Genomic DNA, 12,202 nt, shown 5'->3' with positions numbered 1-12,202 from the left:
CCAACTGAACCACCGCATTCGCGAGCAAGCCCGCTCCCACATTTGGATCAGTGACTGACAGAAAGATCAGCGCACGATCTTGTCTACCTGGATGCCCAGCTTTTTCAGGCGATACCAGAAGCTCCTCTCCGAAATCCCGATCTTCGCCGCCGCAGCCGCCTGCACCCCATTGCTCTCCTGCAATGCCGCCAGAATGTACGCCTTCTCTACCTCAGCCAGCGCAGCGTCGAGGTCCTGGGGAATCCCCGGCCCGTCACTGAGGATCGCAGCAACGCCAGCTTCACTTGGCTTCGACGCAAACAGATACCCCGGCAGGTCGATGTCTTCGATCACCGGCGTGGCCGCCACAATCGTCGCGCGCTCCACGCAGTTTTGCAGTTCACGGATATTGCCCGGCCAGTGATACGCCGCCATCGCCTGCAACGCCTCCGGGCTGAAGCCGGTGATGCGCTTGCCGGCCGTGGCACTCAGGGTGTGGGCAAAGTGCCGGGCCAGGGGCGCGATGTCTTCCACGCGTTCGCGCAAGGCCGGCAGGGGAATCGGGAACACGTTGAGGCGGTAGTACAAGTCTTCGCGAAACTCCTTGTTGGCCACCGCCTCCAGCAGGTTCTTGTTGGTGGCGGCGATTACCCGCACGTCTACCTTGCGCTCTCGGGGGTCGCCTACCGGCTCGATCACCCGCTCCTGCAACGCGCGCAGGATCTTGGCCTGCAACGCCAGCGGCATGTCGCCCACTTCATCAAGAAACAGCGTGCCCTTATCGGCCTGCTGAAAGCGTCCGATCCGGTCCGACACCGCGCCGGTAAACGCGCCTTTGCGATGGCCGAACATTTCGCTTTCCAGCAGCCCCTCGGGGATCGCCGCGCAGTTGACCGCCACGAACGGCTTGTCGGCGCGACTGCCATGCTTGTGGATAGCCCGCGCGACCATTTCCTTGCCGGTGCCGCTCTCGCCGGTGAGCAGGATCGTCGCGGTGCTGTCACGCACCGCGTCCACCGCCTGCAACACGCTACGAAACGCCGGGCTGTCGCCGACCAGGCTGTCGAACTGGGCGTGTTCATCCAGCTCGGCGCGCAGGCGCGCGTTGTCACGCAGGATGTCGCGAAACTGCAAGGCCTTGGCCACCGTGATGTCCAGCTCATCAATATCGAAGGGCTTGGCGATGTAGTCGTAGGCGCCGTTGCGCATCGATTGCACGGCGTTTTTCACGGTGCTGTAGGCCGTCATCACGATCACCGGTACCTGGGGATAACGCACCTTGATCTCGGCCAGCAGCGCCGGGCCGTCCATGCCGGGCATGCGCCAGTCGCTGATCACCAGGTCGATGTCTTCCTGCTCCAGCACCTTGAGCGCATGCAGGCCGTTACCGGCAATGAAGACCTGGATGTCGTTCTGGCCCAGGGCCGATGCCAGCAGATCGCAGAGTTTGGGTTCGTCGTCGACCACCAGAATGCTATGCGTCATGGTTGTCCTCGTCGTCTTGGTCAATCGCTGGAATATACAGGCTGAAGGTGGCGCCGGCATCGACCTCGCTGACGCATTCGATGCTGCCGTCGTGGCTTTCCATGATTGAGTAGACCTTGGCCAGCCCCAGGCCCGTGCCCGACGCCTTGGTGGTGACGAACGGCGTGAAAATGCGTTCGATCATCTCGGGCGCAATGCCTTGGCCGCTGTCGGCGATGCTGATTTGCGTGGTGCCGTCGCCAAGCGTGCGAATACCGACGGTCAACCGCCCCCCTTCGGGCATCGCGTCGATGGCATTGAGGATCAGGTTGAGGCAGGCCTGCTTGAGCTGCTTGGCATCGGCATAAATCGTCGCGCCCGGCGCCTGATCATCGAGCTGCACATCGATCTTGTGATTGGCCAGTTCCGGCGCGCAAAAGCCGAGGATTTCATCCACCAGCGGGCGGGCCGCCTGCAACACGCGCAACGGCGGGTTGGGTTTGGCGAAGTCGAGAAACTCGGTGATCAGTTCGTTGATACGGCTGACTTCGCTGACCACATATTCCAGATGACGCTTGTCCGTTTCCGCCAGGTCAGCGCGCCGGTGCAGCAGTTGGGTCGCCGTCTTGATAATGCCCAACGGGTTGCGGATTTCGTGGGCCAGGCCCATGGCGACTTCACCCAGGGCATGCAGGCGATCACGCCGGCGCAGTTGCGCTTCCAGGTGATGCAACTCGCCCAGGCGCTCGGTCATGTGGTTGAAGGTGCTGCTCAACTGGGCCAGTTCGTCGCCACCGCTGACCGCCACGCGGTGTTGGTAGTTACCGCAGATCACCGCACTCACCCCCTCGGACAGGTCACGCAACGGCTGGGTCAGGCGCCGTGACACCAACACCCCGGCGCCCAGGGACAACGCCGAACTGACCAGGAAGATCAGCACGAACAGATTGCTCTGGTTCACCAGCCCCACCAGGCTGGTGTGGCGCAGCAGGCCGCTGAAGATAACGCCTTGCAGCTCACCGGCATCATTGAAGATCGGCCAGTACAAACCACTGTAGTTGTTGGTGAACTGCTCGCTGGGCTGGCGCGTGCTGCGCATCGCCGCTTCGACGTCCCTGGGGATGCGCGAGGGATGATCCTGGAAACGCTGGGTCGAGAAAATCTCCGAAAAGCCCTTGGGGTTGGCCAGGTACAGGCGCAGGTCGAGGGAATGCACTTCGGCCACGCTGGTGAGGAAACTGCTGTCCAGATAGGTGGCCACCAGCAGCAGGTAATCGACGCCGTCCTTGTTGGTCTCGAACGTCGAGACCACGATGCCGGTATCGACGCCCGACACACTCACGGTTTGCAGCACCGCATTGCCGGTCAGGTTGATCTGTTTGACGATGTCATCGGGCGCGGTGCTGAACATGATTTTGTGGTCGCTGACGCGAATCAGCGCCACCACGTCGATGTCCGTTGCGTCGGCAATATCCGCGGTCAGCCGGTCGTGTTTGGCGGCTTGCTTGCCCGACGGCGGACTGGCGTAGCGCAGGAACAGTTTGGCCATGCGCGCGTTGTCATGAACGATGTCGCCGATCTCGTCCTTGACGATACGGGTCGACTCTTGCAGCCAGATCCGCACGTTGCTGTCGAAAATCTGCGACAAGGTGGTGGCGGCCAACTCCGCCGCGATCATGGTGGGGATCACGCTGACCAGCCAAAACGCCAATACCAGCTTGCGCTGGACGCTCCAGCGTGAAATGGCAAAGGGGCGGGCTTTCTGGCGGGTCTTGGTGATCATCAGGTTTCGCTTATCGCAGCAGCCATGGCAGGGTCGGAACGATCCGGTCGAATAAACAGTTTTACTAGCTTGAGCAGGCCGTTGACCAGCCGGTTGCGGTGCCGGAAAAACACGCTGTTGCCCTGGAACTCGCAGCCCAGGCGCAGCTTACTGGCATACCCGGCCTGTCCGCACTCGTAGACGGCAATCTTGTGTTCAATACAGTAGTCGACATTGGTCAGCCAACTGCGGAAGTACAGGTTGTAGTCACGGCTGAATTCAACGTCATGCCCGAAGAACTTGTCCACCAGGCGGTGCTCGTCCAGCAGGATCAGGTTGAACGCCACCAGGTGGTCATCCACCCAGTAAAGAACACACACCGCGCGCTCCCCGAGGCGTTCCAGCACACCGGTGAAGTAGCCGGCGGGCAGGCGCTCGAACTGCAAGTCGGCGCGGGTGAGCGTAGCGTCGTACAGGCGCATGATCTCGGGGAGCACATCGTCGATATTGCGCCGCCACTCGACCCGCGGCCCCGGTGCACGCAGTTTGCGGCGCAGGTCCTTGCGCGTGGATTTACCCAGGGAACCGAGGTAGGCGTCCACCGAGCCATAGGGCAGCGGCAACACGCCCGTGGGCAAGCTCGGCATGCTTTGGAAGCCGGCGGCGCGGCAGCTGTCGGACCAGTGCGGATCTTTGCTTGGCGCGTCCTTGACCGCTACGAGGCCGATGCCGAACTCATCGGCGTCCTGGCGTGCGGCAGCGAGCAGATGCTTGAGCAACAGCGGGCGGCGCGATTCAGGCACGCTGCTGGCGAAGCCGACGTCGCAGCGCTCGGCTACCGGGGAACCGAGGGCATACAAGCCCAACTGCAAAAGACCCGGCCACAGTCGGTCCAGGCGTTCGGTCAAACGCTTGCCGGCGCCCGACACCGTGGTGTCGAGGCGGTAATGGGTGATGAACGCGGCGGCCACGGCCACCAGCGTTCCATCTTCGTACACCGCGAGGTATCGCCATTGGAAATCCGCGATGGCGGCGCTTTCCACGGCGACGTAATAGTCCCAGTCCTCCAGAGCACCGGGAAAACAGTCATTCCAGGCACTGCGCTGGAGGGCCCGGATGCTCGGGAAGGCTTGCGTCGTAATCACGTATTTCCCGTCCTTCTATGACGATCGCCGCTCAAATGTGGGAGCGGGCTTGCTCGCGAATGCGGTGGTTCAGCCAATAAATGTGTTGACTGATACACCGCATTCGCGAGCAAGCCCGCTCCCACATTCAAGCTGAGGTCGGCGGACAATTTCGGTTGGCTGTCAGACCGCCATTGCATGCAAACCAACATCGAACTGCGCTGGTTTGAAGGCGGTGTGCTGCTCGACGAACTCGGCGCTCAGCTCGATCACCCGGCGGTATTGCAGGTCGACGGTGATCATGTGGTAGCAGTTGTCCAGCAGGATCTTGGTCACCGGCCCGCCCAGATGGCGCTCGACATAATCCGCGTTCCAGCGGCTGGTGATGTCGTCCTCGATGGAATGCAACACCAGCGCCGGCACGTTGACCTCGGGCATGCGTTTCTTGACCACTGCGTTCATCCGGTGCAACTCGCGCACGGTGATGCCCTCCATGGTCAACAAGCCCGCCTCGCTGCTCTCGCCCTCCTTCATCTGCCGCTCAACGATGGCCCGCAGGCGTTCGTTCTTGATGCCATATGGCGGCTTCTCTTCGAAGCGGCAGATGTGCACGCCGAACGGGATTTTCATCAGCAACGGGGTAAGGAACGCCAGTTTGTTGATGCTCCAGCCGTCGTACTTCAAGGTGGTCGAATACATCAGCAACCCGCTCACTTGCCCCGGATGCTCGGCGGCCACGTACATCGACATTACCGCGCCCATGGACAAGCCACCGACGAACACCTGGGCGTGGCGTTGCTTGACCTGGGCGAAGGTCTTGCGCACGCCGTCGTACCAGTCCAGCCAGCCGGTGGCCTGCAAGTCGCTGTTATCGCCGCAATGCCCGGCCAGGGTGGGCACGTACACCGTGCAATTGCCCGCCTTGGCCAGGCCCTTGGCGACCTGGCGCAATTCCGTCGGCGTGCCGGTCAGGCCGTGGATCAACAAGATCCCGACCGGACCTGCACCGAGAACGAAACCGGCAGTACCTTCACCGAGGTCGATCTCAGGCGTATTCACCGTTTGGTCGCTCGCACCAGCAGTTGCTCCAGCAGCTTCAGGCCCAGGTCGATTTCCGGGTAGCTGATTTCCAGGGACGGCGCCAGGGTGATCACGTTTTTGTAGTAACCGCCCACATCGAGGATCAGCCCGAGTTTCTGGCCGTCCACGATCATGTCGCCTTTCATGCCTTCTTCGACCATGTAGTCCAGGGTTGCCTTGTCCGGTGTGAAACCATCCGGGCCGCAGATTTCGCAGCGCAGGGCCAGGCCCAGGCCGTCGACGTCGCCGATGATCGGGAAGCGTTTCTGCAAGTCCTGCAGGCCTTCGAGGAAGTATTTGCCCTTGGCCATGACCATCGCGCCGTAGTCGACTTCGTTGGTCATCTTGAACATTTCCAGGCCTACCGCCGTGCCCAACGGGTTGGAGGCGAAGGTGGAGTGGGTCGAACCTGGCGGGAAGATCTTCGGGTTGATCAACTCTTCACGGGCCCAGATACCGCCCAGTGGGTTGAGGCCGTTGGTCAGCGCCTTGCCGAACACGATCACGTCCGGTTGCACGTCGAAGTGTTCGATCGACCACAGTTTGCCGGTGCGATAGAAGCCCATCTGAATCTCGTCGGAGACCATCAGGATGCCGTGCTGGTCCAGCACGTGCTTCAACTCACGGTAGAAGTTCATCGGCGGGATCACGTAGCCGCCGGTGCCCTGGATCGGCTCGACGTAAAACGCGGCGTATTCGCTGGAACCGACTTTCGGGTCCCACACGCCGTTGTATTCAGTCTCGAACAGGCGCGCGAATTGCTGCACGCAGTGGCTGCCGTATTCCTCCTTGGTCATGCCTTTAGGGCCACGGAAGTGATACGGGAACGGAATGAACTGCGCACGCTCGCCGAAGTGGCCGTAGCGGCGACGATAGCGGTAGCTGGAGGTGATCGACGAGGCGCCGAGGGTACGCCCGTGGTAGCCGCCTTCGAAGGCGAACATCAGGCTCTTGCCGTTGGTGGCGTTACGCACCACTTTCAACGAGTCTTCGATGGACTGCGAACCGCCGACGTTGAAGTGCACACGACCGTCGAGGCCGAATTTCTTCTTGGCGTCGACCGCGATCATTTCCGACAGCTCGATCTTGCCCTTGTGCAGGTACTGGCTGGCGATTTGCGGCAGGGTGTCGATCTGCTGTTTCAGCGCGTTGTTCAGGCGCGGGTTGGCGTAGCCGAAGTTGACCGCCGAGTACCACATTTGCAGGTCGAGGTAGGCCTGGTCTTCGGTGTCCCACACGTAGGAGCCTTCGCAACGGCTGAAAATACGCGGCGGCTCGATGTAGTGGACGGTGTCGCCGTAGGAGCAATACTTGGCTTCTTTATCCAGAAGGATCTGGTCTTCGGCGGTAGCGATGCGGATATCAGACATGGTGGAAGAGTTCCTGGTTGTCGGCAGCAGTAAAGGAGGTGGCGTTGGCGGCGTTGCCCTGGGGCAGTCGGGCCAGCGAGGCGCTGACTTCGGCGAAGGTGTCGAAGCGCGCGTGGGGAATGTTGTGGGTGACGCAGTAGTCGGCGAGGCTGCCCTTGGCAAAGACGAAGTCGGCGGTGGAGGCCACGCACATGTCGGACTTGCCGTCGCCGATCACCAGCACGCGCTTGTTGCGCGGCGTGGATTTGCACTTGCAGTTGCCGGAGGCGGCGCGGCAGGCGTCGCTGGAATACGGGAAGTCGATGCGCCAGCTGTTCTGGTCGACCTGGCGCAGGCGGTTGGCGAGGATCGGCAACAAAGTCACGTAGTTGCGCGACAGGATGCGCGCGATGCCTTGCTCGATGCCGTCACTGACCACTTCGATGGACGCGCCCAGGCCGATGACCTGATCGACGAAGTCGGGGAAGTCCGGGTCGATCTCAACGCTGTCGAAGTACGCCAGCAGTTCCGTCGGGGTGGCCTTGATCAACGCCAGTTGGCGGCTCAGGCATTCGCGTGAACCGATATGCCCGTCCAGCCATTGCTGTTCGATGGTTTCCCACTCGGGCCCGGCGAAGCGTTGGAGGACGTTGTCGATAACATCGGTGGGGGTGATGGTCCCATCGAAGTCGCACACGATATGCCAGTCGATCATCTGTGTTTACCTTGGAAGAGCGCGCTGTATGCGCTTGCACCAAGGCTAGAGCAGGGACTGTGCCAACCGCACAAAGCCCAGCGGGGCTGGGGCTTTGCTCACTGCGTGATGGCATTTGTGTCAGCCGAGCTACAATTTTTGTAGCTTGCTACAAACAAGATCAGTGCTTGCGCCAGGGCGGCGCTTCGCGCGTTCATGCGCGCATATCCCCAGAAGGAAACGCTTTCATGCACAAGGTCAGTTCTGCTGTAGTCGCCGGTTTATTGGGGCTGTGGGGCTTTTGCAACGCGGCCCAGGCCGAGCCCATCACCGGCGAAGTCGGCGCGGGTCTTACCTATCAACCCCACGACCCGACCGGCAGCCGCTACGAAACCCGTCCCGTGCCCTATCTGGACCTGGACTGGGGCAATGTCAGCCTGAGCACCGAAGACGGCTTGAGCTGGAGCGCGCTGAAGACCCACGGGATCACCGCCGGCCCGTACATCAATTACTTGCAGGGGCGCACCTCGAACGGCGAGCTGCAAGGCTTGCGCAACGTCTCGGACATGGCTGAAGCAGGCGGTTTCATCCAATACGCCCCGGCCGATTTCTGGCGCGTATACGCCCAACTGGGCCGGGCCGTTGGCGGCGGGCACGACCAAAGCGGCGTGCTGGGTAAAGTCGGCGGCGAACTGGGCTACCCGCTGGGCGGCGGCATTATCGGCAGCAGCAGCCTGATGGCGCACTTTGCCGACGCGCGCCAGACCCAGACCTTTTTCGGCGTCGACGCCAATGAATCTGCGGCCTCGGGCTTTCGCCCGTACAACGCCAGCGGCGGCTTCCAGAATGTGACGCTGAGCCAGAGCTTCGAGTTTCCGCTGGCGCCCAACTGGTCCTTGCTGACCAGTGCCAGCTGGGTGCACCTGGTGGGTTCGGCGGCAGACAGCAGCATCGTCAAGGAAGCCGGGGATGTGAACCAAGGCCAGGTGCAGACGGCGATCAGCTACAAATTCAACTGATTCAACTGGAACAACCTGTGGGAGCTGGCTTGCCTGCTCCCACATGGGCCTGCATTTCATAGCAGGTTGTTCAGTTTTCTTCGCCTTCGGCCAACAAGGCGATCCCGCCGATAATCACCGCCACGCCCACCCAGTGCAGCGCGCTGATATGCTCCCCCAGCCCCAGCCACGAACCGAGCAATACCACCACAAACACCAGTGAACTCAGCGGAAACGCCAGGGACAGGCTGCTGCGCCGCAGGATCAGCATCCACACGAAAAACGCGCCGATGTAGCAGGCAATCGCCGCCAGGATTGCGGGGTTGCGCGCCACTTCGCCCAGCCACAGCCAGTTGAAGTCCATCTGCCCCAGCTGGTCGCCGGCCACCTTGGTAAACAACTGTCCGGCGCTCTCGGTGCAGATCAGCAACGCCCACAACACCACCGTGCCAAAGCGCCCGTGTAGCCACGCGTGCGTACTCATACCTGCCCTCCTCCAATCGCCACCAACATCACGCCCAAGGTGATCACCCATGTCCCCGCCCAACGGCGACGGCTGACGGTCTCACCCAGCACCACTTTGCCCACCAGCACCACCCCGCAATACGCCAGCGCGGCGGCGGGGAACAGCAGGCTCAAGGGCGCACGGGACAAGGCTTCGAGCCAGACAAAAAACTCAATCGCATAGGCGCCGATCCCCGCCCACAACAACGGCGCATTGAATACCTGGCCCCAGAACGCGTTCAGGCGAAAGCCGCCTTCCAACTCGGGCAAACGGTCCAGGCCGAGCTTGAAACACAACTGGCCGATCACATCCAGCACGATGGAAAACGCCACCAGCAACACCACGGTCAACGTCACGGGAACAACTCCTCAAACAGATCGATCAGGACCGCATTGGTGGCCGCATTGCGTTGCAGATCCTCGGGGCTCCAGCGCTCGGGTGGCGGCTGGTCGGACTTGGCTTCCCAGCGCTTGAACGCGTTGCTGAATGCAGGCTGGGCGAACTCGCCGCACACGTCGATGCCAATGATCCGCTTGCGCGCCGCCAAGGCACGCAGGGCCTGGAGCAAGTGGCTCAGGCGCATGCCGCCCTGATCCCAATTGGTGGCGGCGTCTTCGCTGGCGAGCACGTCTTTGTCGATGGTGATCCAGATCGCCTCGGTGGGCAGGCTGTCGATCATCTGGTCGAGAAACTCAGCCCAGTCCAGCTCGGCCAAATTGCGCCAGTGCAGGTGGTTTTCCTGCTGCCGGTGCCCGGCGCCATCGCCGACCCGGCCCCAGACTTTCGAGGGTGGATGCTGCCAGGGAAACAGCTGCAATTGCCCGCGCTTGAGCGCCCCGAGGTTGCCACCGCGCAGTTGCGGGTTATGCAGGTCGTCGCTGCAGGGGCCGAGGGTGACGATGCGTTTGATCGCCGGCATTTTCAGCGCGCGATTGACCCACGAGCCACAGTGGCGCTTGGGCGCAAAGCGCACCCAGTCGGGGTGGTTGTCGAAGTGGATCAGGCTGACAGGCTCTTTCAAGTCGGCGAGAAACGCCGGTGTGAGGTGGTGATAGTCGCCGGAGCCGACAAACAGGATGTCCGGCCGCGCATCCACCGGCCGGGGCCGCTGGGCCAGGCGTTGGGCGAAAGACTTCCAGGTTTTTTCGGTGGACCACAGGCGCAGCTTGGGGCCCAGGTCCAGCAGGTCGATGCGCGTGGCCTGACCGCTGGCCAGGCGCCGGGCAATCGGCGGTTGGCTGGTGAGGCTGTGATCGAGGTCGAGAATATTCAAGGCAGAGGTGCCCCCTTTATGGCTTCAGGGGGTCAATGCAAGGGCCGGGCCAGCGGGTCTTTTGTGAACAATGAGTAACCCATGTGGGAGCGGGCTTGCTCGCGAACGCGGTGGATCAGCAACAGGTTTAGTGACTGGCACTCCGCTTTCGCGAGCAAGCCCGCTCCCACATTTTTAGTTGCGGGATTCGTTGATGATCTGGCGAATCGCGCCGACAAACGCTTCAGCCGGTTGCCCACCGCTCACCGCGTACTGGTCGTTGAACACAATGGTCGGCACCGACGTCACGCCACGCGACACCCACAGTTCCTCTTGCTCACGCACCTCGGCGGCATATTCGTCAGACGCCAGAATCTCAGCCGCGCGCTTCAGGTCCAGCCCGACGCTTTCGGCGATGATCGCCAGGGTCGCGTGGTCGGAAGGGTCCTGGCCGTCGCTGAAGTACGCCTTGAACAGCGCTTCCTTGAGGTTGTACTGCAAACCTTCGAGGCCAGCCCAATGCAGCAGGCGGTGAGCATCAAAGGTGTTGTAGATGCGGCTCTGGCCGTCGGTGCGAAAGGCAAAGCCCAGCGCGGCACCCATGTCGCGGATGCGCTCGCGGTTGGCCTGGGATTGCTCGGCAGTGGAGCCGTATTTTTCGCTGATGTGCTCGACGATGTTTTGCCCTTCGGCGGGCATGTTGGGGTTCAGTTCGAACGGCTGGAAATGGATCTCGGCCTGCACGTCGGCGCCGAGCTGGTCGAGGGCTTCGGTCAGGCCGCGCAGGCCGATGATGCACCAGGGGCAGGACACGTCGCTGACGAAATCGATTTTCAGGGGAGTACTCATGGTGGGCAACCTCGTAGGCAAAAACGCGCCAGAAAGGTTGCACGATACACCAATGTCACAACACCTTCGAAGGCTCGCCCAGGTCAATCCGCGCCAGGTGCGCCGCGTCTTGGCGATGGGCTTGCAGGTACGGCAACACCGCCGTCAGCAGCGGCGCCTTGAACGCTTCCTGGAAACGGTGGGCCATGCCGGGAATCAACCTCAATTCGCTGCCCTGGATATGCGCCGCCAAGTGCACGCCGTGCATCACCGGCAACAGCGGGTCGGCGGTTCCGTGGACGACCAGGGTCGGCACGCGCAGTTGGTTGAGTAGCGGCACGCGGCTCGGTTCGGCCAGGATCGCCATGATCTGGCGCTTCACGCCATCGGGGTTGAACGCGCGGTCGTAGGACAGCGCCGCCTGGTGCAACAGCGCCTGGCGATCATCCTTCACATTCGGGCTGCCCAGTGCGGCGAGCAAGTCGGCCTGTTGCTCTAGCGCCACCTCACGGTTGGGCGCGCTGCGTCGCGACAACAATTGCACCAACGCCGCATTCGGCGCCGGCAGGCCTTCGGCGCCGGAGCTGGTCATGATCAGCGTGAGGCTTTCGACTCGCTGCGGCGCCATGGCCGCCAGGTGCTGGGCGATCATGCCGCCCATGCTCGCGCCCAGCACGTGGAATTGCTGGATCTGCAACGCGTCCATCAGGCCGATGGCGTCATCGGCCATATCGGTCAGTGTGTAAGGCGCCGCCACCGGCAGGCCGAGTTTGTAGCGCAGCACTTCGAAGGTCAGGTTGGCGCTGGCCGGGGCCTGGCGCCAGGAGGACAGGCCGACGTCACGGTTGTCGTAGCGGATCACCCGAAAACCCTGTTGGCACAGGGCGACGACCACTTCATCCGGCCAGTGGATCAACTGCCCGCCCAGGCCCATCACCAGCAACAAGGCCGGGTCGGAGGCACGACCGATGCTCTGGTAGGCGATGCTTACCTGAGCCAGGTCGACCGTTTGGGTCGGGACATTGACGTCACATCGAGAAGCCGCAAAAGACGGCAGGCCGAACAAGAAAGCGGCCAGTAAAAGCAACACGCGCATGAAAAACACCGAAACGCAGAACCCCAGTAGAGCGCGAGTCTGATGAAGTTTGTTCAAGCGCGCTGCCACAG

General features: G+C 62.1%; 12 protein-coding genes. 1 reads left to right on the top strand and 11 read right to left on the bottom strand.

Going from position 1 to position 12,202, the window contains the following annotated elements; translation table 11 throughout:
• Positions 1–66: 66 nt before the first annotated feature.
• The 6 genes from AC3ISR_RS05705 to AC3ISR_RS05680 form a co-directional block, all read right to left on the bottom strand.
• Positions 67–1,464: a sigma-54-dependent transcriptional regulator gene (locus AC3ISR_RS05705; RefSeq protein ID WP_463983307.1), complete on the bottom strand. Its 1,398-nt coding sequence runs from the start codon at positions 1,462–1,464 to the stop codon at positions 67–69.
• Positions 1,454–3,226: a sensor histidine kinase gene (locus AC3ISR_RS05700; RefSeq protein WP_192297325.1), complete on the bottom strand. Its 1,773-nt coding sequence runs from the start codon at positions 3,224–3,226 to the stop codon at positions 1,454–1,456. The genes AC3ISR_RS05705 and AC3ISR_RS05700 overlap by 11 nt, the downstream gene beginning before the upstream one ends.
• Positions 3,226–4,350: a GNAT family N-acetyltransferase gene (locus tag AC3ISR_RS05695; protein WP_489324592.1), complete on the bottom strand. Its 1,125-nt coding sequence runs from the start codon at positions 4,348–4,350 to the stop codon at positions 3,226–3,228. The genes AC3ISR_RS05700 and AC3ISR_RS05695 overlap by 1 nt, the downstream gene beginning before the upstream one ends.
• A gap of 162 nt (positions 4,351–4,512) precedes the next feature.
• Complete coding sequence (locus tag AC3ISR_RS05690; protein WP_463983305.1) at positions 4,513–5,388, bottom strand: alpha/beta hydrolase; 876 nt, start codon at positions 5,386–5,388, stop codon at positions 4,513–4,515.
• Complete coding sequence (locus AC3ISR_RS05685; protein ID WP_192297331.1) at positions 5,385–6,779, bottom strand: aspartate aminotransferase family protein; 1,395 nt, start codon at positions 6,777–6,779, stop codon at positions 5,385–5,387. Before AC3ISR_RS05685 ends, AC3ISR_RS05690 begins: the two co-directional genes overlap by 4 nt.
• Positions 6,772–7,473: an MtnX-like HAD-IB family phosphatase gene (locus AC3ISR_RS05680; protein ID WP_463983304.1), complete on the bottom strand. Its 702-nt coding sequence runs from the start codon at positions 7,471–7,473 to the stop codon at positions 6,772–6,774. Before AC3ISR_RS05680 ends, AC3ISR_RS05685 begins: the two co-directional genes overlap by 8 nt.
• A 227-nt stretch (positions 7,474–7,700) precedes the next feature.
• Between AC3ISR_RS05680 and AC3ISR_RS05675 the strand changes: the two genes are divergently transcribed.
• Positions 7,701–8,471 carry a MipA/OmpV family protein gene (locus AC3ISR_RS05675; protein WP_192297333.1) on the top strand — a complete coding sequence of 257 codons (771 nt, stop codon included), beginning with the start codon at positions 7,701–7,703 and terminating at the stop codon, positions 8,469–8,471.
• A 70-nt stretch (positions 8,472–8,541) separates the two neighbouring features.
• On the opposite strand, the gene AC3ISR_RS05670 is transcribed toward AC3ISR_RS05675, so the two are convergent.
• From AC3ISR_RS05670 to AC3ISR_RS05650, 5 genes are all read right to left on the bottom strand, one after another.
• Entirely contained in the window at positions 8,542–8,934 is a 393-nt protein-coding gene (locus AC3ISR_RS05670; RefSeq protein WP_192297334.1) for a DMT family transporter, read from the bottom strand.
• Complete coding sequence (locus tag AC3ISR_RS05665) at positions 8,931–9,311, bottom strand: DMT family transporter (RefSeq protein WP_192297335.1); 381 nt, start codon at positions 9,309–9,311, stop codon at positions 8,931–8,933. Before AC3ISR_RS05665 ends, AC3ISR_RS05670 begins: the two co-directional genes overlap by 4 nt.
• Complete coding sequence (locus tag AC3ISR_RS05660) at positions 9,308–10,228, bottom strand: arginase family protein (protein ID WP_192297336.1); 921 nt, start codon at positions 10,226–10,228, stop codon at positions 9,308–9,310. The genes AC3ISR_RS05665 and AC3ISR_RS05660 overlap by 4 nt, the downstream gene beginning before the upstream one ends.
• Before the next feature lie 174 nt (positions 10,229–10,402).
• Positions 10,403–11,056, bottom strand: a complete 654-nt coding sequence (locus tag AC3ISR_RS05655; protein WP_192297337.1) for a DsbA family oxidoreductase — start codon at positions 11,054–11,056, stop codon at positions 10,403–10,405.
• A gap of 55 nt (positions 11,057–11,111) precedes the next feature.
• On the bottom strand, positions 11,112–12,131 hold the full coding sequence (locus AC3ISR_RS05650; protein ID WP_192297338.1) for an alpha/beta fold hydrolase: 1,020 nt from the start codon (positions 12,129–12,131) through the stop codon (positions 11,112–11,114).
• Positions 12,132–12,202 lie beyond the last annotated feature (71 nt).

This window comes from Pseudomonas sp. GL_117 (genome assembly GCF_057835125.1).
Note: the sequence above shows the minus strand (reverse complement) of the source record. Positions and strands in the feature narration are given on the sequence as shown.

Bases quoted from the DNA above. Each gene is read 5' to 3' on its own strand.
- AC3ISR_RS05705 (WP_463983307.1), bottom strand. From the start codon at position 1,464: ATGACGCATAGCATTCTGGTGGTCGACGACGAACCCAAACTCTGCGAT.
- AC3ISR_RS05700 (WP_192297325.1), bottom strand. From the start codon at position 3,226: ATGATCACCAAGACCCGCCAGAAAGCCCGCCCCTTTGCCATTTCACGC.
- AC3ISR_RS05685 (WP_192297331.1), bottom strand. From the start codon at position 6,779: ATGTCTGATATCCGCATCGCTACCGCCGAAGACCAGATCCTTCTGGAT.
- AC3ISR_RS05680 (WP_463983304.1), bottom strand. From the start codon at position 7,473: ATGATCGACTGGCATATCGTGTGCGACTTCGATGGGACCATCACCCCC.
- AC3ISR_RS05675 (WP_192297333.1), top strand. From the start codon at position 7,701: ATGCACAAGGTCAGTTCTGCTGTAGTCGCCGGTTTATTGGGGCTGTGG.
- AC3ISR_RS05670 (WP_192297334.1), bottom strand. From the start codon at position 8,934: ATGAGTACGCACGCGTGGCTACACGGGCGCTTTGGCACGGTGGTGTTG.
- AC3ISR_RS05655 (WP_192297337.1), bottom strand. From the start codon at position 11,056: ATGAGTACTCCCCTGAAAATCGATTTCGTCAGCGACGTGTCCTGCCCC.
- AC3ISR_RS05650 (WP_192297338.1), bottom strand. From the start codon at position 12,131: ATGCGCGTGTTGCTTTTACTGGCCGCTTTCTTGTTCGGCCTGCCGTCT.